Origin of the sequence: Synechococcus sp. CBW1004, assembly GCF_015840715.1 — a bacterium.
Lineage (GTDB): Bacteria > Cyanobacteriota > Cyanobacteriia > PCC-6307 > Cyanobiaceae > Cyanobium.
Genome location: NZ_CP060397.1, coordinates 3,495,099 through 3,516,830, shown reverse-complemented (window position 1 = coordinate 3,516,830; position 21,732 = coordinate 3,495,099). Strand labels below are relative to the sequence as shown.

Here is a 21,732-nt window from a genome sequence, read left to right as displayed (position 1 = left end):
GGCCCTGGCCCCGCCGCGTCATCCGCCCCCATGAGCAGCGATTCGCCCACCGCCGATCCCTCCAGCACCGACCCGATCGATCTGCGCCAGCTGGTGCGGGAGATCCCCGATTTCCCCAAACCCGGCATCCTGTTTCGGGATATGGGTCCGATGCTGCGCCATCCCCAGGGCTGGCAGCAGGCGATGGACGAGATGGGGAAGGTCTGCCAGAAGTTGCAGCCGGATCTGATCGTGGGCATCGAGAGCCGTGGATTCATCGTGGGGGTGAGCCTGGCGACCGCCCAGAAGATCGGGTTCATCAAGGCGCGCAAACAGGGAAAACTGCCTCCACCGGTGGAGACCCTCGAATACGACCTCGAGTACGGCAGCGATGCCATCGAGATCATGAAAACCGGGTTCGACCATCAGCCGCGGGTGCTGATCGTGGATGACCTGCTGGCCACCGGCGGCACCGCCAAGGCCTGCTCGGATCTGGTGACGACGGTCGGTGGGGAGGTGTGCGGCTTCGCCTTCCTGATCGAGCTGGCGGCGCTGGGAGGACGCCGCAGGCTGCCGGAGGGAATCCCGGTGGAGTCCCTGATCCGCTACGACTGACAGGTCCTGCTGACAGGTACTGCGGCGACAAGGCCCCACAGCCGAGAGGTGACGTCGCAGTCGAACACCACCCGATCGTGCCTGATTCCAGCCCACGAGTGTCGGGAGGCTCGCCTTGGTGCCATCCCCCGCACTTGCGATGAACATCGGATTGGCGTGCTCAGGGGCGACCGTCCTGCCAGTCGAGCAGCTGGATGTACTGCTCCAGGCTGATCAGACCGAACCGCCAGAGCACCACCGCCAGCGGCGCCTGCTCCAGCTGTGACTGGCGGATGCCCAGCTCCAGGGCGCTCTCGCTGAGGCCCAGCTGGTTGCGCAGGAACAGGATCAGCGCCGACGGTGGCGGCGGCTGGGGCGAGCTGCTGATCACCATGGGCGGAACGGAGGAGGCAGGCCAGCCAGCGGCGTCAGCGGGGGAGCCTCACTCTGGCGAGGTCGCCGCCAGACGGCCAGCCCCCTCACTCATCAGCCGCAGGCTCAGGCGGCGCAGCCCCTGGCCACGGGAGAGCAGGCCCAGGGCCAGAGAGCGCAGCGGCAACAGCAGCGGCGAGCGGTTGGAGAACAGGCGCACCATCGCATCGGTGGCCGCCAGGGTGAGCAGCAGGTCGGGCCAGCGGCGGCGGGCGTAGAGGGGGGCCAGCCGCCGCAGCGGCAGCCGCCCCTGGCGCACCCGCAGCGCCAGGCGATGCAGTTCGGCCACATCGCGCCAGCAGAGGTTCAGCCCCTGGCCGCCGACAGGATGGCAGCGATGGGCGCTCTCGCCCACCAGCAGGGTGCTGCCCCGTCGCAGCCGGCGGGCCAGTTCGAGGGCCACCGGAAAACTGCGCGGCACATCGAGCAGGCCATCGGGCTCGAGCCCGGCGGGAAGGGCGCCGGCCAGCCGTTCGAGCAGGGCGGTGTCGTCGAGCTCCTGGCGCTGGCGACAGCGCTCTGCCGGAGCGCTCCACACCAGCTGGGCCCGCCGCTCACCGAGCGGCAGCACCGCGAACGGCCCCTCAGGCCGCAGCAGCTCCCAGGCTTCGCCCGCGGAGGCGCCCCGCAGCTCCACCTGCACGGTCAGACAGGCCTGGCGGTAGGGGAGCCGCCAACGGCCGATCCCCAGGGCCTCGCGGGTGGGGGAGGCGGGGCCGTCGGCCGCCAGGATCAGATCAGCGGCGGGCAACCCCTCGTCGCCCGGGGCCGGAGGGCGGCCATCCGGCGCACCATCAGGCGGTGCTCCCGGCAGGTGGGGATGACCGGTAGCTCCGTTGCCAAGCCGGAGGGAGACGGCCGAATGCCCCTGCAGCCGCTGCAGCAGGGTCTCCATCAGGTCGTGATGGCGTGCGATCCAGCCCAGGGGAGCATCGGCGGCTCGGGCGGCGGGATCGGGAAGGTCGACCGTGGTGAAGTCGAGGGAGGCGCCGGCCCCCAGATCACAGAGATGCAGCCGGTGGAACGGGGTGAACCTGGGCTCCAGGACCTGCCACAGGCCGAGCCGCTGCAGCAGTCTCCGGCTGGAGTGGGTGAGGGCGTAGGCGCGGCCTCGGGCGGTCAGGGCCGCCGCCTCGAGCGGATCATGCAGGCTGACGACCCAGCCGGCATCCGCCATGGCCAGGGCGGCCAGCGCGCCGGTGGGGCCTGCGCCATGGATGCGCACCCGCAAGGGGGCACCCTGGGAGGGGAGGGGAGCAGTCAGGGCAGGGAGGTCAGAAACACCGAACGAAAAACGCCGCAGCAGAGTCTGCTGCGGCGCTTCAGAAGCTCCGGGGTGAGGAGCGGCGGCGATCAGCCGAGGCCGAGGAGGCCGCGGGTGAAGGCTTCACCACCGAGGGCGAACTCGGTAGCCAGCAGGGCGATGAAGCCGAGCATGGCCATGCGGCCGTTGAGCTTCTCGGCGCGCTCATGGAAACCCCAGCCGGATTCAGCGCTCACCACCTCCATGCGGGGCTCGGTGGCGAAGGCGTTGAGACGGCCGCCATCTTCGGTGGTGACGGTGGCGCCGCGGATGGCGGGAGCGTTGGCGGGGGAAGCAGCCATGACCTGGTGTTGCGATGTGTGAAAGAACTGTAACGCTATGTTGCGGCGGCGCAGAAGGCTGCGGGTGAGGAGGGCCGCACACGGCGGTACGGTCGCGGCCCGCCGGCCCCCCCGGAGTGACACCGGCCACCCATCTGGCCGGCGTGACCCCCGCCCTGGATTCAGGCGGTCAGCAGCGCGCCGCCCCGCCTCGACATGCGCGTCAGGAGCGAGCAAGCAACCCGGCCATCACCGGCGCCCTGGTCGCCGGCTCACCCGCCGGCCCTGCCCGCAAGCACCAAGCCGAGGGTTCAGCCGCACGGAGCTCCAGCTGGGGCCGTGTCAACGCAGGCGACGCAGGCAGAGCTCCTCGAAGGCCGGACGCAGCAGATAGGGGTACTCACCCACCCATAGCTTCAGCTGCGGCAGCCAGGCGTCGCTGATCGCGCCGATGCGCGAGAAATCGCGGCGCTCGCTCAGCACCAGGGCACGCACCACCATGCCGCGGCGGATCTGCTGATGCTTCTTCTCCATCGGGAAGCGCAGCTGTCCCAGGTAGCCGTCCTCATCGGCCAGCTCGAGGCACAGCCAGGTGCGGCGGTTCTCCACCAGCTCCAGCCGACCGCTGCGGTCCGCCTGCTCGCGCCGATCCTCGACGACCTCCCGCTGGTAGAGATCGGCCACCTCTCCCTCGAAGATCGCCGCCACCGGATAGCGACGCAGGGTGGCATTACGGCGGCCTGCCTCGAGGATCGGTCCCCAGAGGAGATACAGGAAGAACACCACACCGATCACGAGCATCACCGGCGCGAACTGGCTGTTCATCGACAGCCCCTGACTGATCAGGAGCGAGAGAACACCGCCGATGACGGCAATGAGAACCCGCTGCAGCAACTGGCGCGGGTTGCGGTTGCAGGCGGTGAACTGGGGCCCGGTGGCCACCGCCGGGATCAGGCGCGAGAGCTCGCTGGCCGAAACGGGAATCAGCATCGATCCACCGCCGGCGGCGCGGGGGGCCGCGCCACCAAGCCGAAGCGGAGGCGACCGTGCATGAGGACTGGCGCCGGTCTCAAAGGAGTTTCTCCAGGCCGTAGATCAGCCCTTCCAGGGTGCGCACCCGCCGCACCGTGAGCAACACGCCGGGCATGTAGGCACTGCGGTCGATCGTGTCGTGGCGCAGGGTGTAGGTCTCGCCCGGGGCGCCGAACATCACCTCCTGGTGGGCCACCAGGCCCGGCAGGCGCACCGAATGGAGACGCAGGCCGCTGTCGCGCAGGCCGCCGCGGCAACCGGCCAGGCTCTCGTGCTCGTCCACCTGCAGTGGGTTGAAGGTCTTGCCCAGCTCCTCGATCAGCTCCGCTGTCTTGATGCAGGTGCCGCTGGGAGCGTCGGCCTTGCGGTTGTGGTGCAGCTCGGTGAGCTCGCAGAAGTCGTAGAAGCGGGCCGCCGCCGCCGCCGCCTGCTGCAGCAGCACCATGCCCACCGAGAAGTTGGGGATCACGGCGCCGCCCACCGACGCCTTGGCGGCGAACGTGGCCAGATCCTGCAGCTGCTCCGGCGACAGGCCGGTGGTGCCGATCACCGGATGCACGCCGTAGGCGATGGCGCCTCGGGTGTGCTCGTAGACAACGCTGGGATGGGTGAAGTCGACCAGCACGGCGCCGCCGCCGGGGCCGCTCTGGCGCACGCTCTGGCTGGCCTGGCAGAGGGTGCCCTCGAAATCGGCGGTGATGGCCACCTCCAGGTCACCCAGACCCAGCTCCAGCCCCACATCAGCCCCCTCCTTGCCGGGGGTGCTGTCGATCGCGCCCACCAGCACACAGTCGGGGGCGCCGTGCACCGCCTTCACCACCTCGGCGCCCATGCGCCCCAGGGCGCCGGCCACCACCACCGGGATCGGCGCCGCGGACGGCGCATCGGCGGAACCTGGGGCCGTGGTCATCGCTGGGAACGCTTCAGGGCCCTGAGCCTATGAGCCGTCCGGGGCCGGAGGCAGTCCGGCCAGCAGGGCTTCCACATCGACCGGGTCGATCTGCTCGGGCGGCAGATGGCGCTCGGCGTAATCGCGGTGGATGCCGGCGCGCAGGAAGAGCACGAACAGATCCCGATCGAGATGGGCGTCGGCCACCATGCGCCCCATGATCGCCAAGGCCTGGGAGAGCGTCTTGCCGGATTTGTAAGGCCGGTCTGCCGCCGTCAGCGCCTCGAAGACATCGGCGATCGCCATCATCCGGGCCAGCTCGCTCATCTGCTCCCCGCGCAGGCCGCGCGGATAGCCGCGGCCGTTGATCATTTCGTGGTGGCCGCCGGCGATCTCCGGCACCCGGCGCAGGTGCCTGGGAAACGGCAGGGCCGTGAGCATCCGGATCGTCTGGATGATGTGCTCATTGATCTTGAAGCGCTCCTCGGCGCTGAGGGTGCCCCGGGCCACCGACAGGTTGTAAAGCTCGCCGCGGTTGTAGAGGTGTTCCGGCACCTCCATGCGGAAGCCCCAGGGGTTGGTCTCATCGAGGCGCTCCCGCTCCAGCCGCGGGATCACGTGGTGCGGACGATCCGCCAGCAGCGGCTCCCAGCTGGGCAGCGGTGCGGCCTGCTCGCGCGTGCGGCGGCGCAGCTCTTCCTGGGAGATGCCGAGGCGATCATCAAGGGTGCGTCGCCAGCGGCGTGTGGCGATGCGCTGCAGGCGCTCGAGCTGCGCGGCCGCCATGAATTCGCCGCCCTGATTGCAGGAGGCCACGAAGGCGAAGTCGTCGTCGAGCTCCGCCAGGGTGATGTCGCGCTGCCGGCCAAGGGCGCCGGGATCGCCCCCCTCCGCCACGGACCGCCAGTAGTCGGTTTCGGCCTGCTGCTTGAGCAGCTCGAAGCGCATGCGCACCTCATGGATGCGGTCATGGATCGTCTCGAGCTTGGTCGCCTTGTCGACCACGTACTCGGGTGTCGTCACCTTGCCGCAGTCGTGCAGCCAGGCGGCCACATGCAGCGCCTCCCAGCCCTCGGCATCGAGGTCGAAGCCGGCGAAGGGGCCCTCCCGGGTCTCGCAGGCCGCCGCGGCCAGGCGCTTGGTGAGCTCCGGCACCCGTTCGCAGTGGCCGCCGGTGTAGGGACTCTTGGCGTCGATGGCGCCGGCGATCAGCTGGATGAAGGCCTCGAACAGGCGCTTCTGGGCGGCGATCAGCTCGCGGGTCTCGAGGGCCACCGCCGCCGATCCGGAGAGGGCCCGGCAGAAGGCCTCCTGGGCGGCCTCGGGCGGAGCGTCGAACCAGAGCAGCATCAGACCGAGCCGCTCGCGCTGCAGCCGGTCCTCCAGCAGGATCACCAGGCAGGGGCACTCAGGCAGGGGCTCCACCAGATCCATGCCGGGCGGACCATCGAGCAACTCCTCGGTCTCCGCCGCATCGAGGGCCGCCAGACGGGAGGGCTCCTGCCACTGCCCGTTGTGGTGAAACAGGCGCGGCTCGAAGCCCGGCGGCTCCGGCTGATCCCCGGGCGGCCCCTGGGTGGGCGGGGCGGCGGTGGGCAGGTACAGGGCCCCGGCCTCGGCGCCGGCGGCGGCGATCGACTCGACCAGCAGCTTCTCCAGCAGCTGATCAACGTCGTCCTCGGCGGCCAGCATCGCCGAGATGTCGAGGAAGCGCTTCACCGCGGCGCGCATGCTCTCGAGCGTCAGTGACAGGTCGTCCACCTCCCGCACATAGGAGCGCAGGGGCTGGCTGCTGTTGAACTCGAAGCGGCGGATCGCCGCCGCCGTCGCGGCCAGCCGGCGCAGCTCCCGCGACAGCTGACCGGCCACCAGCAGCACCAGGGGAACCAGCGCCAGAAGCACCGCTGCGGTGAGCAGCAGACCCTCGCGCTGCTGCAGGCGGGCTCCGGCGAGCAGTTCGTTGTCCGGGACGGTGACGGCCAGATACAGCGGTTCACCTGGAACGGCCGGGGGCAGGGGCAGCACCGCCGTGCGCCAGTCCTGGCCGCGATGGCGGCTGCTGACGAAGCCGCGGCCGACCCGCTGGCGCAGTCGGGCGCTGAGCCCTTGGAAGGCCGGCTCACCGAGCCGATCGAGCGGCTCGGGCTCCGCCTGCTCAGCGGCGGCTGCCGGGGGCTGTTGCGCGCCGCCGGGGCTGCTGGCGGCCAGAACCACCCCCTGGGCGGTGACGATCGCCAGCCGCGATCCTGGCGTGGGCCGATGCCGATCCAGCAGCCCCTCGAGGCTGCCCAACTCGAGCGAGGCGCCCACCACTCCCCGGCCATCGCTCAGCCGACGCGACAGGGTCCAGCCCAGCTGGTTGCCCAGGGCCAACCGGTGGACCGGCGAGAGCACCGCCGTCTGCGACTGCATCGCCAGCCGGTACCAGGAGCGTCGGCGCGGATCGAAGTCCGCCGGCAGCAGCGCCACCCGACCCTGCTGGCCCAGCGGTCGCATTTGGCTGTCCAGGAGCACCTGCTGGTGACGCAGGGCCGGATCGGGGCCGAAGCGGTTCACCACCCCGACACCGGCCAGCGTGTCCGGCGCGATGCTCTCCACCACGAGGGCGGCCTCGGCGGGCAGGCCGAGCAGACGCCGGCCCACGACATCGCGGACGCGGGCCACCAGGAGGCTCTGGCCATCGGCGAAGCCGATGAAGTAGGAGCGCAGATTCGGGCTCTGGGCCAGCGCCTGCTCGATCCGGGGCAGGGCCGCGAGCCGGCCAGACAGGGTTTCGAGGCCCGCCATCGCCTGCAGCTGGTCGAGTTCCAGCTCGGTGCGCTGCGGGTCGAGCGCCGCGGTCATCGCGGCATCCAGCTGCCCCCCCACCGCCTGGAGCATCTGATCGCCGGCCTTGATCAGCATGGCGCTGCTGCGCCGGTAGGAGATCCAGCTGATCAGCAGGCCGCTGCCCAGCACCAGCGGCAGCACCAGGCCCACCAGGGTGACCTGGAACGACAGGCGCAGGCGGGGACGGCGTTCGGACGTGCGCATGCACCGTTAGGTAGCCGGCGGCGGACGATCCGGCCAGCGCCATCGGAATGGCGGCCGTGGTCGCGCCAGCCACCGGAAGCTTCGTAATCTCGCTGCAACGCGCCGACGCTCCGCATGTTCACCCAGGTCCGCTCCGCCAACCGCCGGGTCAGCCCGGCCCCCGGCCAGGGACCCGAAGGACGTGCCGTGATGAAGGCCGTCTACGTGGTGCTCGAGCCCCAGTATCAGAACGCCCTCACCCAGGCGGCCACCTCGCTGAACGAGCAGAACGGCCCGCTGGCGATCGACCTGAGCGGCTATCTGATCGAGGAGCTGCGCGACCCACAGAACTACGCCGACTTCTGCGCCGACGTGGCCGAGGCCGATGTGTTCATCGCCTCGCTGATCTTCATCGAAGACCTCGCTCAGAAGGTGGTGGAGGCCGTGGCGCCGCACCGCGACCGCCTCAAGGCCGCCGTGGTGTTCCCCTCCATGCCGGAGGTGATGCGGCTCAACAAACTGGGCACCTTCTCGATGGCCCAGCTGGGCCAGAGCAAATCGGCGATCGCCGGGTTCATGAAGAAGCGCAAGGAGGCCGGCGGCGCCGGCTTCCAGGACGCGATGTTGAAGCTGCTCAACACCCTTCCCACCGTTCTCAAGTATCTGCCGGTGGAGAAGGCGCAGGATGCGCGCTCCTTCATGCTCAGCTTCCAGTACTGGCTGGGCGGCACGCCGGACAACCTGCGCAACTTCCTGTTGATGCTGGCCGACAAATATGTCTTCCCGCGCAGCAAGGACGGTGACAACGCCACCCGTCCCGAGCTGCAGGTGGCCGATCCGGTGGTGTTCCCTGATCTCGGCATCTGGCACCCGCTGGCGCCGGCGATGTTCGAGGACATCAAGGAATATCTGAACTGGAGCGCCAGCCGCAGGGACCTCTCCGAGAAGGCGCGCAAGGGGCCGGTGATCGGCCTGGTGCTGCAGCGCAGCCACATCGTCACCGGCGATGAGGCCCACTACGTGGCCGTGATCCAGGAACTGGAATACCGCGGCGCCACCGTGATTCCGGTGTTCTGCGGCGGCCTCGATTTCACCAAGCCGGTGAACGCCTTCTTCTACGACCCGCTCAATCCCGACGTGCCGCTGGTGGATGGCGTGGTGTCGCTCACCGGTTTCGCCCTGGTGGGCGGCCCGGCTCGGCAGGACCATCCCAGGGCGATCGAGGTGCTCAAGAAGCTCAATCGCCCCTACATGGTGGCTCTGCCGCTGGTGTTCCAGACCACCCAGGAATGGGAAGAAAGCGATCTCGGCCTGCATCCGGTGCAGGTGGCCCTGCAGATCGCCATCCCCGAGCTCGATGGCGCCATCGAACCGATCGTGCTGAGCGGGCGCGATGACGCCACCGGTAAGGCCCACACCCTGCAGGACCGCGTGGAGGCCATCGCCGAGCGCTCGATCCGCTGGGCCTCGCTGCGCGTCAAGCCGCGCAGTGACAAGAAGCTGGCGATCACTGTGTTCAGCTTCCCGCCCGACAAGGGCAATGTGGGCACCGCCGCCTACCTCGATGTGTTCGGCTCCATCCACCGGGTGATGGAGGAGATGCGGCTCAAGGGCTATGACGTCAGCGGCCTGCCCAAGACCAGCAAGGAGCTGATGGAGGCGGTGCTCAAGGATCCGGAGGCGATGGAGGGGGCGCCGGAGCTGGCGATCGCCCATCGCATGAGCGTCGAGGAGTACGAGCGGCTGACACCCTATTCCGAGCGGCTCGAGGAGAACTGGGGCAAGCCGCCTGGCAATCTCAACAGCGACGGCACCAACCTGCTGATCTACGGCCGCCACTTCGGCAACGTGTTCGTCGGCGTGCAGCCCACCTTCGGCTACGAGGGTGATCCGATGCGGCTGCTCTATTCGCGCAGCGCCAGCCCCCATCACGGCTTCGCGGCTTACTACACCTATCTCGAGAAGGTGTGGGGCGCCGACGCGGTGCTGCACTTCGGCACCCACGGCTCGCTGGAGTTCATGCCCGGCAAGCAGATGGGCATGAGTGACACCTGCTACCCCGATTCGCTGATCGGCGCCCTGCCCAACCTCTACTACTACGCCGCCAACAACCCCTCCGAGGCGACGATCGCCAAGCGGCGCGGCTACGCCGAGACGATCAGCTATCTCACCCCGCCTGCCGAAAATGCTGGCCTCTACAAGGGCCTCAAGGAGCTGGGCGAACTGGTGGGCAGCTACCAGCAGCTGCGCGAAGGCTCCAGAGGTGTGCAGATCGTCAATGCCGTGGTGGAGACGGCGCGCCAGTGCAACCTCGACAAGGACGTGCAGCTGCCCGAGGTGGATGCAGCTGAGCTGGATCTGGCCGCCAGGGACTCCGTGATCGGTGCCGTCTACCGGCAGCTGATGGAGATCGAGAGCCGTCTGCTGCCCTGCGGCCTGCACACCATCGGCAAGCCCCCCACCGCCGAGGAGGCGATCGCCACCCTGGTCAACATCGCCGCCCTGGAGCGCGAGGAGGAGGGTCTGCGCTCCCTGCCGGCGCTGCTGGCCGAGAGCCGCGGCCGCACGATCGAGGCCATCTACAAGGGCAACGACGAAGGCGTGCTGGAGGATGTGGAGCTCAACCGCGTCATCACCGAAGCCAGCCGCGCCGCTGTCGGTGCGATGGTGAAGGCCGTCACCGGCAACGACGGCCGGGTGACGCTGCGCCGCAACTTCGGCTGGTTCTTCGCCCTGCTGGAGCGCCTTGGCATCACGTTCCCCAGCCCCTGGCTGAGCGCCTGCCGGGCTGCCGGCTTCGGCACTGTGGATCAGGCCGAGCTCGACAAGCTGTTCGCCTACCTGCAGTTCTGCCTCGAGCAGGTGTGCGCCGATCTGGAGATGCAGAGCCTGCTGCGCGCCCTCGATGGCGAATACGTGCTGCCCGGCCCCGGCGGCGATCCGATCCGCAACCCCGGCGTGCTGCCCAGCGGCAAGAACATCCACGCCCTTGATCCCCAGGCCATCCCCACCCGTGCCGCGATCGCGGCCGCCAAGGTGGTGGTCGACAAGCTGCTGGAGCGCCAGAAGGCCGATCTGGGCACCTGGCCCGAGACGATCGCCTGCGTGCTGTGGGGCACCGACAACATCAAGACCTACGGCGAATCACTGGCCCAGATCCTGTGGTTCATCGGCGTCAAGCCGGTGCCCGATTCGCTCGGCCGCGTCAACAAGCTGGAGCTGATCCCGCTCGAGGAGCTGGGCCGTCCGCGGGTCGATGTGGTGGTGAACTGCAGCGGTGTGTTCCGCGACCTGTTCATCAACCAGATGGCCCTGATCGATCAGGGCGTGAAGATGGCAGCCGAGGCCGATGAGCCCCTAGAGAGGAACTTCGTGCGCCGGCACGCCCAGGAGCAGGCCGCCAGGGAAGGAATCTCCCTGCGCGATGCCGCCACCCGCGTGTTCAGCAACGCCAGCGGCAGCTACAGCTCCAACGTCAACCTGGCGGTGGAGAACAGCACCTGGGAGGAGGAGGGTGAGCTGCAGGAGATGTATCTCTCCCGCAAGACCTTCGCCTTCAATGCCGACAACCCGGGCGAGATGAATCAGAAGCGCGAGGTGTTCGAGGCGGCGATGAAGACCGCCGACGTCACCTTCCAGAACCTCGATTCGGCTGAGATCTCGCTCACCGATGTGAGCCACTACTTCGATTCCGATCCCACCAAGCTGATCCAGAACCTGCGCGACGACGGCAAGGCGCCGGCGAGCTACATCGCCGACACCACCACGGCCAACGCCCAGGTGCGCACCCTGAGCGAAACGATCCGCCTCGACTCCCGCACCAAGCTGCTCAATCCCAAGTGGTACGAGGGCATGCTCAACAGCGGCTACGAAGGGGTGCGCGAAGTGGCCAAGCGCCTCAACTTCACCCTCGGCTGGAGCGCCACCAGCGGCCAGGTGGACAACTTCGTCTACGAGGAGGCCAACAACACCTTCATCAACGACCCGGAGATGCGCCAGCGGCTGATGGAGCTGAACCCCCACAGCTTCCGTCGCATCGTCGGCACCCTGCTCGAGGTCAACGGCCGCGGCTACTGGGAAACCTCCGACGAGAACATCCAGCAGCTGCAGGAGATCTACCAGCAGATCGAAGACCGCATCGAGGGTGTCAGCGAGGGGCCGATCTGAACGGCAACGGTGCAGCCCGCTGATTGACCCGATCAAGCCGGGGCGACGGGCCTGCCCCTTGTTGGGCAGCGGGCCCCCACCAAAGTGAAAGCAGACCCGGGGCAGCAGGCAGCTGCTCAGCAAAGGCAACGCGGCAGACCCGTGCCGGGCCCTCACCCTCGCGAGAGCGGCACAACCTGCAGCACTGCCAGCCAGGATGAAACAGACCCGCCCGGAACCAGAACCCCGCACAAAATAGTTCTGTATCAAGAAATACCTCTTAACTGCCCACAATCCTGACCAATTCCACGGAAGCACTGCGCGGCAGGACTCCATTGTGTCCATTTACGAATATCCTCGCCGCCGAGATCCAATCCTGCCGACCACGGCTACCTTATTGTGGATACGTTTTGAACGAACATTCCTGTGCCACGCCTTTCCCACCTGGCCATGCGACGCGCGGCCAGCACCCACGCCCGCGCGGCCACCCTGGCCGCGCTACTCCCCCTCATCGGGGCCATGGCCCTTCACGCCCCAGCCAAGGCCGCCACGGTGAGCTGCAAAGCGATCGACGCAACCAGCATTGTTTCAGGGAACATCCCAAGCGGGGCTTGCACGAACTTCGTGCAATTTGGAGACATTTTTGAACTGGATTTCTCTGATGTCTTCGCAGACAATGGCGGCTCACTGCCTCTCGACAAGTTTTATAGCCTTCAGGTTGCCAACCTCAACACAGTCCCCTCCAATACCTTAGCATTTTCCAACGTTGAGTTTCTCGTTTCCGGTCAGCAAGGCGGGACCCCCTTCACAGATCAAGCAATCACCATCTGGACGAATTCAACTACTGAGTCCACTCCCATTTTTCCCTTCGCTCAAGGGCTAGGCAGCTATAGCACTTCTGGCACGTCCAATACTTTCGGCGGCACTGATGTGCAGTCTCAGGCATCCTTCACGCTCACTGGTCCGGTGGCACCACCCTCCGCTCTTGGCATCGCTGCCCTGATCAACACAACGGCAGTGAATCTACAGACCGCTGGGATCACCAGCTTCACGGGTGCCAAGATCCGAGGAACCTTTAGTGGAAGCAGCAGCAACTTCTCCGGATTCTCGGCCGGCCTTGCTCTCTTTGACAGTGATCCCAACATGGGCATGGTCACGCCATCCACCGTTTACGGCAACGCCTTCAATGCTGTCCCCGGTCCCCTGCCCATCGTCGGTGCTGGTGCCGCCTTCGGCTGGAGCCGCCGCCTGCGCCGCCGGGTGAAGAAGGCTTCCACGGTTGCCTCCGTGGCCTGAAGTCTTCCTCCCAGATTCACTGAAAACCATCTCCAGTACCAAATCAGCCCTGGAAAATTGCCCAGGGCTTTTTTGATGGATGAAAACGCCTGCCCCTGGCCCGTCATCATCACCTGTTGCCGCGCCGACCTTCGCCCTGTTGTGCGTGACATCTCCAGGCGTCTGTCGGCTCGACACATACGGGGGGCCATGGGTGAGCCCTTTGCTTTGCAGCTGTCCGAGCGGGAATCGAATCGTTACCGCCCGCGACAAAGGTCCCATGCACACCAACCCTGCTGTGGCCGGGGCTCGGCCAGATCGATGCATCACGTCTGTTCCTCTGCGCTCCAGAGGCCTCACAAATCGCTGATGGCCTGAGCTTTAGCGGCGGAATGAATCCTCATTCTCATCCGACATCGCGCGAATCCAGTCCTCACTCACCGGTCCCTGCTGCCGCCGTACAGCAAGCCTCGGCCGACGCAGCCAGCCAGCCAGCTTGTCAAGCTTCCAGAGCAACCGCTGCAGCAGGCTGGGCTTGTCCTCTCCACTGCTCGCCAGAGCGGCGAAGCCGATTGCGTAGGCCAGCGACATGAAGCCATCGAACACAAAAATTCCCAGCGCACTGAACAGCCGCTGCCTGCGCAACTCCGCCAGGCGCGCCTCCAGCTTCTTGATCTGCGGCTGGATCTGCGCCAGCAGGCCGCTGCGCACCTGATCGAGCGGTTTGGCGAACTGTCCCTCGAAATCGGAGGGCAGGCCCGGCAGCTGGGCGATCGCCTGATTCATCGCCGCAGGGGTTTCGGCCTGCTCGATCGCCTGTGCCACGCGTCGCACCGAATCCAGCTGGCGCGCCTCGGCGGCCGTGGTCTGATTGATCTGTCGCAGGCCCGCGGTGATCTGCAGCGGAATCAGCAGCAGGAACCCCAGGCAGGCCGCGATCGACAACCGCCGCAGCAGCACCACCCGCCGCCCCAGCCCCTCAGCCTGAGGATCGAAGCGCCGGGCCAGCAGCAGCAGCACGCCCGCCACCAGGGGCAGGGCGGCGGCGCCGCGCAGGGCCTCGCCGGCCCGCAGCTGCCAGGCCGGCTGGAGCAAGGCCGGCGGCAACAGCAGTTTCAGCTCAGTGGCCAGATAGACCAGCAGGAGGCCAACGCTGATGCCCTGGAGAATGCCGGCCAGGTCCCGGTCCGCGCTGCGGGAGGAAGACAACATGAAGGGAAGAAACGCCCCCGATCGTTTTGGACAGGCCTGATTGAGGCCGATGTTAAAGGCAAATTCGGCAAAAATGACAAGACAGTGAACGCACTGTCTGCCCAACCCTGCCGGTTCGCTTCGGGCCGCCGCGGCCAGCCTTCACACCCCTCCTGGCACGGCCGTCACAAGCTCGCAGAGCCGGAGGAGGCTCAGGCCTGACTCGGGCCTCAGCAGCGGCCGCAGCGCCGCAGAGATCAACAGAGAAAACGAACAGAACTCAGGCCTGTCGACGCGGATGGGCATCAGCCTCAGGGCCTTGGCCGCAGCACCAGCCAGACGAACAGCAGCAGCCCGGTGGTGCTCACCACCGCATAGATGACGTCGGCGTAGGGGGTCCAGGGCATGGCCCGTAGGATCCCACGCCAGTGCGCCGCAATCCCCGCCGATGAAGCTGAACCTGGGCTGCGGCCCGCGGCGCCTGGAGGGCTGGCTCAACATCGACACCGTCGCCAGCTTTGAGCCCGACCGGGTGATCGATCTGGAGCAGACCCCCTGGGATCTACCCACAGACGCCGCCGAAGAAGTGCTGCTCAACCACGTGCTCGAGCACCTGGGGGCCAGCACCGGCACTTTTCTCGGGGTGATGGGCGAGCTGCATCGCGTCTGCCGCGACGGCGCCCTGATCCGCATCAACGTGCCCCATCCGCTGCACGAGCACTACCGCACCGATCCCAGCCACGTACGGCCGATCACGCCCCAGAGCCTCTCGATGTTCTCGCAGGCGGAATGCGACCAGGCCGCGGCGGTCTCCTCGCCGATGACGCCCTGGGCTCACATCCTCGGCGTCGATTTCGAGCTCGACTCAGTCCAGTACGTGGCCGATCCCCGCACCGAGGCGCTGCTGCGGGAGCGGGGTCTGCTGCGCGCCGATGACAGGGCCGAGGACTTCGCCGAGATCTACGCCAACCTGATCGCCGAGATCCGCATCGAGCTGCGGGTGCGCAAAGGCTGAGTCTCTGAATCCGGCCTGACGCGGCGGCACGGAGCCTTGAGCGCTGCGCAGCCCGGCTGCCCCCTGCCGACTTGCCTCGTCCCGACAGCCACAGCCTGAGGAAGGCTTCCCTCGCCGTAGCCTGCGGCGTCTCCGCGCGGGCCCATGATCAATCCCTCCCGGATCCGGATCCTGGCGGTGGGCAAGGTCCGCAAGGGCTGGCTCAGTGAGGGGGTGGCCCTTTATCTCAAGCGTCTGCCGGGCCTGGACGTGGTGGAGCTGCGCGATGGCGGCATGGAGCGGGAGGCCGCGGCGATCGGCGCCGCCCTCCTTCCCCAGGAGCGCCTGGTGGTGCTCAGCGAGGAGGGCCAGACCTTCACCTCCACAGCGTTCGCCAGCGCCCTGGAGGGCTCAGGCTCGGAGCGGCTGGCCTTTGTGATCGGCGGCGCCGATGGCCTCGATCCGGCCCTCAAGGCGCGAGCCAGCTGGCGCCTGAGCCTCTCACCGATGACCTTCCCGCACGACGTGGCCAGGCTTCTGCTGCTCGAGCAGCTCTACCGGGCCCTGTCGATCCAGCAGGGCGGGCCGTATCACCGGGCCTGAGGCCTTCGACTCAGATCCCCAGCCGCTGCCAGATCACATCGAGATTGGCCTGGTGGAGATCGGTGGAGAAGCACTCCGCCAGCTGCTCGGCGCTGAGACGTGAGGTGACATCGGGATCGGCCGCCAGATTGGCGCGGAAGTCGCCGCCGGCGGTGTTCCAGGCCGTATGCGCGTTGCGCTGGACGATGCGATACGCCTCCTCGCGGCTGATGCCGCTCTCCACCAGGGCCAGCAGCACCCGCTGGCTGAACACGACGCCCCCATAGACATTCATGTTGCGCGCCATGTTCTCGGGGTAGACGCCCAGGCCCTTCACCACATCGGTCATCTCACGCAGCATGAAGTGAAGCGTCACCGAGCAGTCGGGCAGCATCATCCGTTCCACCGAGCTGTGGCTGATGTCGCGCTCATGCCAGAGGGCGCAGTTCTCGAGCGCCGCCACCACGTAGCTGCGCAGCACCCGCGCCAGGCCGCTGATGCGTTCGCTGCGGATCGGGTTGCGCTTGTGGGGCATGGCCGAGCTGCCCTTCTGGCCCTTGGCGAAGTTCTCCTCCACCTCCAGCACATCGGTGCGCTGCAGGTTGCGGATCTCGGTGGAGAAGCGCTCCAGTGCTGCGCCCACCAGCGCCAGGGTCTGCACATATTCGGCGTGGCGATCGCGGGAGATCACCTGGGTGCTTGCGGTGTCGGGCACCAGGCCCAGCCTGGAGCAGGCGATCTCCTCGACGCAGGGATCCGTGTTGGCGTAGGTGCCCATCGCACCGGAGATCTGGCCGACACTCACCACCGCTTCGAGCCGCTCCAGCCGCTCGCGGTTGCGCTCCACCTCCGCCAGCCAGCCGGCCACCTTGAAACCGAAGGTGATCGGCTCGCCATGGATCGCGTGGCTGCGGCCGATCATCACGGTGCCCTTGTGGGCACGGGCCAGCTCGCGGATCGCCTCGGCCAGACGGTCGAGCTCGCTGCGCAGCAGCCGCACCGAGGCCTTCATCTGCAGCGCCAGGCCGGTGTCGAGCACATCGGAGCTGGTCATGCCGACGTGGATATAGCGGCCCGCATCACCCACGTGCTCATTGACGTTGGTGAGGAAGGCGATCACGTCGTGGCGCACCTCTGCCTCGATCTCGAGAATGCGCTCCACCGAGAAGGACGCCTTCTCCTTGATCGTCGCCACCGCCTCGGAGGGCACGCGCCCCAGCTCGCAGTTCGCCTCCGTGGCGGCGATCTCCACATCAAGCCAGCTCTGGAACTTCGCCTCCTCACTCCAGATCTGGCCCATCTCGGGCAGGGTGTAGCGCTCGATCAAGGCCGGTGGAAAAGTGTCGTCGATCCCAACCTACGGACTCGCCGATCAGGTCTTCCCCGGAGGCTCAGGCGACGGCGGTGAGCTGGCGGTGGGCCACCTCCCAGTGCACCAGACGGCCCCAGGCCTGCTGCCGCACCCAGCAGCGGCCGCCCCGGCAGCGGATCAGCTGGAAGGGGGGGAGATCCTCAGGCTGGTTGCGGAGCTTGACGAAGGCTCCCGGTTGCAGCAGCTCCAGCACCGTGGACGTTGCCGCAGCGCGGAGCGGCTGTGGAGCAGTCATGCCGTGGCCAGTCGGTTCAGGAGCATGGGCCATCGCGTCTGGTGCGGGAGTGGCGCCATCTTCCGGCGACTTTGGGCAGCGCCGGCGCTCTCTCGGATTTTGTTCGGTTTCGTCTGTGGTTCGATGAAGAACGGAAACGGACTGTGATGCATCGGGGGAGTGGCGGTCCATGGCCCGCAGGCAGCGTCTTGATCTGGAACTGGTGCGGCGCGGCCTGGCCGCCAGCCGCCAACAGGCGCAGCAGCTGATCCGCGCCGGCAAGGTGCGCGGCGGCGATCAGCTGCTCGACAAACCGGGCACGGAGGTCCTGCCCGATCTGGAACTCCATGTGGAGACGCCACCACGCTTCGTCTCCCGCGGCGGCGAGAAGCTGCTGGCGGCACTGGAGGCATGGCCGATCCAGGTGCAGGGGCGGATCTGCCTCGACGGCGGCATCTCCACCGGCGGCTTCAGTGACTGCCTGCTGCAGCACGGCGCCCAGCGCGTCTATGGCATCGACGTCGGCTATGGCCAGACGGCCTGGAGCCTGCGCACCGACCCCCGCGTCGTGCTGCGCGAGCGCACCAACCTCAGGCACCTGCAGCCGGCCGATCTCTATGGCCCGGGCAACCCCTGGCCCGATCTGGCGGTGGCCGATGTGTCCTTCATCTCACTGACCCGGGTGCTGCCGGCGCTCCGGGGCCTGCTGCGCTCAAGAGAACAGTCCGCAGTGCCGGCCGCAGCGGAACCGGAAGCGGTGCTGCTGGTCAAACCGCAGTTCGAAGTGGGTCGTGAGCGGGTCGGGAAAGGGGGCGTCGTGCGCGACCCGCGTGCCCACTGCGACGCGATCCTGACGGTGATCGAAGCGGCCGGACAGCTCACCTGGGCGCCCGCTGGGCTGGTGGCCTCTCCGATCACCGGACCGGCCGGCAACCACGAATACCTGCTCTGGCTGCGAGAGCCTGATGCGCTGGCCGCGGCTGCGGCGCCCCTGCTGACGGAAGCCGAGGTGAACGCCGTTGTGCAGCGCACCATGGCTGGGAAGGGGGGATGAGCGCCGCAACAGGCGAGGCCGCCCAGACGGCATCACCCCTGGAACAGTGTCGACACAACGCGAGAGGAGAGGGCACCTGAATCGCTTCAGGCTCCGTCTCCCCCCCGACCATCGAAGCGCGTCAGATGGCTTCGCTGTCGCGATCGCCAGTGCGGATGCGGATCACGGCATCGATGGCGCTGATGAAGATCTTGCCGTCGCCGATCTCGCCGGTGCGGGCCGCATCCTGGATGGCGGTGACCACGGTGTCGACGCGATCGTCATCGACGACGATCTCGAGCTTGAGCTTCTGCAGGAACTCGACGGTGAACTCGGAGCCGCGGTAGCGCTCCACCTGGCCCTTCTGGCGGCCGAACCCGCGCACCTCGCTCACCGTCATGCCGACGATGCCGGCGTTCACCAGGGCGATCTTGACGTCTTCCAGCTTGAAGGGACGAATGATGGCCTCGATCTTCTTCATGGGTGAGGGGTTGTCTCAGTTGGAGTCTGGAGGGCTGGCAGGAGCAGGGCAAGCCACCCTGAGCACTTCGCGACAGGGAAACGGCGGAATCCCGGCGCCTGAAGTGCGGGCCCGGGTGAACGGGCAGGGTCATTAGGCCCGAGAGCGACGAGAGTCGTCGTAACCGTTGCTACGCAGGAGGCGCCATCGCCGGAGCGGCTCCACCGGAACCGGGAGCCACCCAAAGGCAGCGCCCTGGGCCCTGAGCGACGCTGCATGCGCAGCCGGGCACGCACGGGCACGCCGCCGCCGGCCGGCCCGGACCGATCCAGTACGGTCCGGGAACGATCGATGTGTCTCCAGGGCCCATGGCCACCGCCACCAGTTCCAGCGTCTCCAGCGCCGAGGCCAGCAGCGTCTCCGAGCAGACCCGCACGCCGCTCTACGGCGAGCGGGCCATCGCCGAGGCCCAGCTGATCTGCTTCGACAACCCCCGGCCTGGGCGGGCCTACGAGGTCTCGATCGAGCTGCCGGAATTCACCTGCCTCTGCCCCTTCTCGGGCTATCCCGATTTCGCGGTGCTGCGGCTGCTGTACCAGCCCGGTCCGCGGGTGCTGGAACTGAAGGCGATCAAGCTGTATGTGAACAGCTACCGGGATCGCACCATCTCCCATGAGGAGGTGGTCAACCGCATCCTTGACGACCTGGTCGCGGCCTGCGATCCGGTGTGGATGGAGCTGGTGGCGGACTTCAACCCGCGCGGCAATGTCCACACCGTCGTGCGGGTCAGTCACGGTCAGCGGCAACCCTGCTGAGCAGCTGCGGCAGCTCAGCCGCGAAGGCGGTGAGATTGCGATTGCACAGGCCCGCCACATGCAGGCGAGCAGCCGCGGGCTCACTGATCGCCCAGAGCTGACGGGTGGCCAGCAGGCTCAGTCCGCCCCCCATCAGGGCAATGGCGAAGCCGGCGTAGACCAGCGGCACGCCGGGGTCGCGCTTGAGCAGGATGCCGCTGGCGGGGAGCACCGAAGCCACCCTGATCGGCAGGCCGAGCACCTCCTGCGCCTCGCCCCCAGGCACCAGCTGGGCCACTCGGAGGCCATCCGAACCGAACACCTGAACGGGCCCCTCCTCGCTGGAGAGGGTGAGCAGCACCGGCTCACTGCCATCCGGCCGGGTGGGCATGACCACCCCCCAGACCTGCTCACCCAGCTGGGGAAGGCTCTGCAGGGGAAGCTGCAGCACCGGGCTGCGGCCCAGCTGGACGTTGAGCGCCGCCAGGGCCCAGTCAGCCTGATACAGAGTCATGCCGCGGTGGCGCAGTGGGTGATTGACGCTGATCTCAGCTCGCAGGGCCCTGGGGACCACCTCGCCGCCGTCAGGGACGGAAGAAGGGGAGGGGAGACCTTGATCCGGCTGGGCAGGAGCCGGCACGGCATCCGGCCCTGGCGGGATCAGGCGCAGCTCGGAGCGGAACTGCTCCGGCCGGCCCGCCGGGTCACGCTCGATCGCGAAGGCGTCGAGAGCCACCGTCAGCTGGGTGCGGCCGCGGCTGTCCATCAGCTCAAGCTCACGGCCCGGCGCCAGGAACTGCTCGAGCCGCTGACCCCCGAGAGCGCCCCAGGCGGCGCCCACCATCAGGACGACCAGGCCCGCATGCACCAGCAGCGGGCCGACGCGACCGGCCACGCCACGACGGGCGGCGAGGCGATCGTCCTGGCGGCGGATGCTCCACCCCTGACGGCGCAGCTCCAGATCCAGCCTCTCCAGTGCGGCCTGGGAATCGGCGCAGACCAGCGTCTGGGCGACACTGAGCTTGCTGAGCTGACGCGGTGAGCGGTAGTCGATCCAGCGCAGGGAGGCCGAGAGCGCTGGCCACTGACGCCGCCAGCTGCATAGCAGCAGGGAGAGACCCAGCCAGGCCAGCAGGGCCAGGAACCAGCCGCTGGAATAGACGTGATCCAGTTGCAGCGCCAGCACCCCGTCGCCATGGAGCAGCCCGAGCCAGGGGGCCGGGTCGTAGCGCTGGTGATAGAACCCCTCGCTTTCCTGCTGGGGAATCGCCGTGCCGATGCCGCTGCCGAGAGCGATCAGAAGCAGCAGAGCGATCGCCAGGCGCAGATCGGAGATCAGGCCCAGCAGGCGCTGCAGCGGGCGCCAGGGCTGCGGGGCCGATGCGGTCATGGGATCTGGGCGAGCAGGGTGAGACAACCGGTGGTGAGAAGAACCACACCGCTGAGCGGTGGGATCCATTGCCCGACGCGCCGCAGGCGCAGCAGCGAGGGCAGGATGGCGGCGGCGGTGCCGGCCAGGAGAAGAGGGATCACCTGCCCGGCCCCGAAGCTGATGAGCAGCAGCATGCCCGTCAGAGGCCGGCCGTTCTGGGCGATCCAGGCCAGCAACACCGCGAGCACAGGCGTGGTGCAGGGCGTGGAGGCCAGTCCGAACGCCAGGCCGGCCGCCAGCGGGCCGAGCGGAGCAGGCACAAGACGTCTCCAACGCTCCGGATCGGGACCGGCGGGCAGGGGGATGGGGAGCAAACCGAGCAGGTTCAGGCCCATCAGCACCGCCACGACGGCGACCAGCAGGGGGATCTGACTGGGCAGGCTCCCATACAGGCGTCCAAGCAGAGCGCTGCCTCCGCCCAGCAGCACCAGGGCCGCGACGATGCCGGCGGTGAAGCTGAGGCTGCGCTGCCAGGGCAGTGAGCGAGCCTGCTGAGGCAGGGGGGCGGTGTCGCCCCCGAATCCGGCCAGATAGGCCAGGGTGACAGGCAGCAGCGACAGGGAACAGGGTCCGAGGCTGGTGAGCAGCCCTCCGGTGAAGACCAGGCCCAGGGTGAGCGGTCCGGGGTGGGAGAGGGAGTTCTGGAGCAGCAGTTCACCGCTGCGACCCCAGTCGGCGAGCAGCAGGGCCGGGCTGAACATGGCCGTAGGAAGGCCG

General features: G+C 68.0%; 19 protein-coding genes. 7 read left to right on the top strand and 12 right to left on the bottom strand.

Going from position 1 to position 21,732, the window contains the following annotated elements; all coding sequences use genetic code 11:
* Positions 1–30: 30 nt before the first annotated feature.
* Entirely contained in the window at positions 31–594 is a 564-nt protein-coding gene (locus H8F25_RS16675; RefSeq protein ID WP_231596931.1) for an adenine phosphoribosyltransferase, read from the top strand.
* 160 nt (positions 595–754) lie between these two features.
* On the opposite strand, the gene H8F25_RS16670 is transcribed toward H8F25_RS16675, so the two are convergent.
* From H8F25_RS16670 to H8F25_RS17885, 6 genes are all read right to left on the bottom strand, one after another.
* On the bottom strand, positions 755–967 hold the full coding sequence (locus H8F25_RS16670) for a DUF2949 domain-containing protein (protein ID WP_197211365.1): 213 nt from the start codon (positions 965–967) through the stop codon (positions 755–757).
* A 48-nt stretch (positions 968–1,015) separates the two neighbouring features.
* On the bottom strand, positions 1,016–2,230 hold the full coding sequence (locus tag H8F25_RS16665; protein ID WP_370525898.1) for an FAD-dependent monooxygenase: 1,215 nt from the start codon (positions 2,228–2,230) through the stop codon (positions 1,016–1,018).
* A gap of 128 nt (positions 2,231–2,358) precedes the next feature.
* Positions 2,359–2,610 carry a high light inducible protein gene (locus H8F25_RS16660; RefSeq protein WP_197211364.1) on the bottom strand — a complete coding sequence of 84 codons (252 nt, stop codon included), beginning with the start codon at positions 2,608–2,610 and terminating at the stop codon, positions 2,359–2,361.
* A gap of 321 nt (positions 2,611–2,931) precedes the next feature.
* Positions 2,932–3,579: a hypothetical protein gene (locus H8F25_RS16655; protein ID WP_197211363.1), complete on the bottom strand. Its 648-nt coding sequence runs from the start codon at positions 3,577–3,579 to the stop codon at positions 2,932–2,934.
* A 79-nt stretch (positions 3,580–3,658) separates the two neighbouring features.
* Positions 3,659–4,531 (bottom strand): 4-hydroxy-tetrahydrodipicolinate reductase, encoded by an 873-nt coding sequence (gene dapB, locus H8F25_RS16650; RefSeq protein WP_197211362.1) that lies wholly within the window; start codon positions 4,529–4,531, stop codon positions 3,659–3,661.
* Positions 4,532–4,558: 27 nt separating this feature from the next.
* Entirely contained in the window at positions 4,559–7,543 is a 2,985-nt protein-coding gene (locus tag H8F25_RS17885; protein WP_231596929.1) for an HD domain-containing phosphohydrolase, read from the bottom strand.
* A gap of 114 nt (positions 7,544–7,657) precedes the next feature.
* On the opposite strand from H8F25_RS17885, the gene H8F25_RS16640 reads away from it, so the two are divergent.
* Together H8F25_RS16640 and H8F25_RS16635 are read left to right on the top strand one after the other, a co-directional pair.
* Positions 7,658–11,689: a magnesium chelatase subunit H gene (locus H8F25_RS16640; protein WP_197211361.1), complete on the top strand. Its 4,032-nt coding sequence runs from the start codon at positions 7,658–7,660 to the stop codon at positions 11,687–11,689.
* Positions 11,690–12,187: 498 nt separating this feature from the next.
* On the top strand, positions 12,188–12,964 hold the full coding sequence (locus H8F25_RS16635) for a hypothetical protein (RefSeq protein ID WP_197211360.1): 777 nt from the start codon (positions 12,188–12,190) through the stop codon (positions 12,962–12,964).
* 360 nt (positions 12,965–13,324) lie between these two features.
* On the opposite strand, the gene H8F25_RS16630 is transcribed toward H8F25_RS16635, so the two are convergent.
* Positions 13,325–14,155 (bottom strand): hypothetical protein, encoded by an 831-nt coding sequence (locus tag H8F25_RS16630; protein WP_197211359.1) that lies wholly within the window; start codon positions 14,153–14,155, stop codon positions 13,325–13,327.
* Positions 14,156–14,582: 427 nt separating this feature from the next.
* On the opposite strand from H8F25_RS16630, the gene H8F25_RS16625 reads away from it, so the two are divergent.
* Both H8F25_RS16625 and H8F25_RS16620 read left to right on the top strand, forming a co-directional pair.
* Positions 14,583–15,149, top strand: a complete 567-nt coding sequence (locus H8F25_RS16625) for a hypothetical protein (protein WP_197211358.1) — start codon at positions 14,583–14,585, stop codon at positions 15,147–15,149.
* 147 nt (positions 15,150–15,296) lie between these two features.
* Positions 15,297–15,731, top strand: coding sequence for a 23S rRNA (pseudouridine(1915)-N(3))-methyltransferase RlmH (locus tag H8F25_RS16620; RefSeq protein ID WP_197214023.1), 435 nt, complete (start codon positions 15,297–15,299; stop codon positions 15,729–15,731).
* 10 nt (positions 15,732–15,741) lie between these two features.
* Here H8F25_RS16620 and purB read toward each other — a convergent pair whose 3' ends face one another.
* Both purB and H8F25_RS16610 read right to left on the bottom strand, forming a co-directional pair.
* On the bottom strand, positions 15,742–17,037 hold the full coding sequence (purB, locus tag H8F25_RS16615) for an adenylosuccinate lyase (RefSeq protein ID WP_197211357.1): 1,296 nt from the start codon (positions 17,035–17,037) through the stop codon (positions 15,742–15,744).
* 64 nt (positions 17,038–17,101) lie between these two features.
* A complete protein-coding gene (locus tag H8F25_RS16610) occupies positions 17,102–17,317 on the bottom strand; it encodes a hypothetical protein (RefSeq protein ID WP_197211356.1) in 216 nt (71 codons plus the stop codon).
* Between the two features lie 169 nt (positions 17,318–17,486).
* Here H8F25_RS16610 and H8F25_RS16605 point away from each other — a divergent pair, with 169 nt between their 5' ends.
* Positions 17,487–18,350 carry a TlyA family RNA methyltransferase gene (locus H8F25_RS16605; RefSeq protein ID WP_197211355.1) on the top strand — a complete coding sequence of 288 codons (864 nt, stop codon included), beginning with the start codon at positions 17,487–17,489 and terminating at the stop codon, positions 18,348–18,350.
* A 121-nt stretch (positions 18,351–18,471) separates the two neighbouring features.
* Here H8F25_RS16605 and H8F25_RS16600 read toward each other — a convergent pair whose 3' ends face one another.
* The gene (locus H8F25_RS16600; protein WP_197211354.1) at positions 18,472–18,810 is read right to left on the bottom strand and encodes a P-II family nitrogen regulator; all 339 of its coding nucleotides are present in this window, start codon (positions 18,808–18,810) and stop codon (positions 18,472–18,474) included.
* A 347-nt stretch (positions 18,811–19,157) separates the two neighbouring features.
* On the opposite strand from H8F25_RS16600, the gene queF reads away from it, so the two are divergent.
* Positions 19,158–19,604: a preQ(1) synthase gene (gene queF, locus H8F25_RS16595; RefSeq protein WP_197211353.1), complete on the top strand. Its 447-nt coding sequence runs from the start codon at positions 19,158–19,160 to the stop codon at positions 19,602–19,604.
* Here the strand turns inward: queF and H8F25_RS16590 are convergent.
* Both H8F25_RS16590 and H8F25_RS16585 read right to left on the bottom strand, forming a co-directional pair.
* Complete coding sequence (locus H8F25_RS16590) at positions 19,576–20,973, bottom strand: cytochrome c biogenesis protein ResB (RefSeq protein WP_197211352.1); 1,398 nt, start codon at positions 20,971–20,973, stop codon at positions 19,576–19,578. The two genes, queF and H8F25_RS16590, sit on opposite strands and share 29 nt — an antisense overlap.
* Complete coding sequence (locus tag H8F25_RS16585) at positions 20,970–21,716, bottom strand: cytochrome c biogenesis CcdA family protein (RefSeq protein ID WP_197211351.1); 747 nt, start codon at positions 21,714–21,716, stop codon at positions 20,970–20,972. The genes H8F25_RS16590 and H8F25_RS16585 overlap by 4 nt, the downstream gene beginning before the upstream one ends.
* Positions 21,717–21,732 lie beyond the last annotated feature (16 nt).

Excerpts from the sequence above, each read along its gene's own strand:
- H8F25_RS16675 (WP_231596931.1), top strand. The coding sequence starts at position 31 with ATGAGCAGCGATTCGCCCACCGCCGATCCCTCCAGCACCGACCCGATC.
- H8F25_RS16670 (WP_197211365.1), bottom strand. The coding sequence starts at position 967 with ATGGTGATCAGCAGCTCGCCCCAGCCGCCGCCACCGTCGGCGCTGATC.
- H8F25_RS16660 (WP_197211364.1), bottom strand. The coding sequence starts at position 2,610 with ATGGCTGCTTCCCCCGCCAACGCTCCCGCCATCCGCGGCGCCACCGTC.
- H8F25_RS16655 (WP_197211363.1), bottom strand. The coding sequence starts at position 3,579 with ATGCTGATTCCCGTTTCGGCCAGCGAGCTCTCGCGCCTGATCCCGGCG.
- dapB (WP_197211362.1), bottom strand. The coding sequence starts at position 4,531 with ATGACCACGGCCCCAGGTTCCGCCGATGCGCCGTCCGCGGCGCCGATC.
- H8F25_RS17885 (WP_231596929.1), bottom strand. The coding sequence starts at position 7,543 with ATGCGCACGTCCGAACGCCGTCCCCGCCTGCGCCTGTCGTTCCAGGTC.
- H8F25_RS16640 (WP_197211361.1), top strand. The coding sequence starts at position 7,658 with ATGTTCACCCAGGTCCGCTCCGCCAACCGCCGGGTCAGCCCGGCCCCC.
- H8F25_RS16635 (WP_197211360.1), top strand. The coding sequence starts at position 12,188 with ATGGCCCTTCACGCCCCAGCCAAGGCCGCCACGGTGAGCTGCAAAGCG.
- H8F25_RS16630 (WP_197211359.1), bottom strand. The coding sequence starts at position 14,155 with ATGTTGTCTTCCTCCCGCAGCGCGGACCGGGACCTGGCCGGCATTCTC.
- H8F25_RS16625 (WP_197211358.1), top strand. The coding sequence starts at position 14,583 with ATGAAGCTGAACCTGGGCTGCGGCCCGCGGCGCCTGGAGGGCTGGCTC.
- H8F25_RS16610 (WP_197211356.1), bottom strand. The coding sequence starts at position 17,317 with ATGACTGCTCCACAGCCGCTCCGCGCTGCGGCAACGTCCACGGTGCTG.
- H8F25_RS16605 (WP_197211355.1), top strand. The coding sequence starts at position 17,487 with ATGGCCCGCAGGCAGCGTCTTGATCTGGAACTGGTGCGGCGCGGCCTG.
- H8F25_RS16600 (WP_197211354.1), bottom strand. The coding sequence starts at position 18,810 with ATGAAGAAGATCGAGGCCATCATTCGTCCCTTCAAGCTGGAAGACGTC.
- queF (WP_197211353.1), top strand. The coding sequence starts at position 19,158 with ATGGCCACCGCCACCAGTTCCAGCGTCTCCAGCGCCGAGGCCAGCAGC.
- H8F25_RS16590 (WP_197211352.1), bottom strand. The coding sequence starts at position 20,973 with ATGACCGCATCGGCCCCGCAGCCCTGGCGCCCGCTGCAGCGCCTGCTG.
- H8F25_RS16585 (WP_197211351.1), bottom strand. The coding sequence starts at position 21,716 with ATGTTCAGCCCGGCCCTGCTGCTCGCCGACTGGGGTCGCAGCGGTGAA.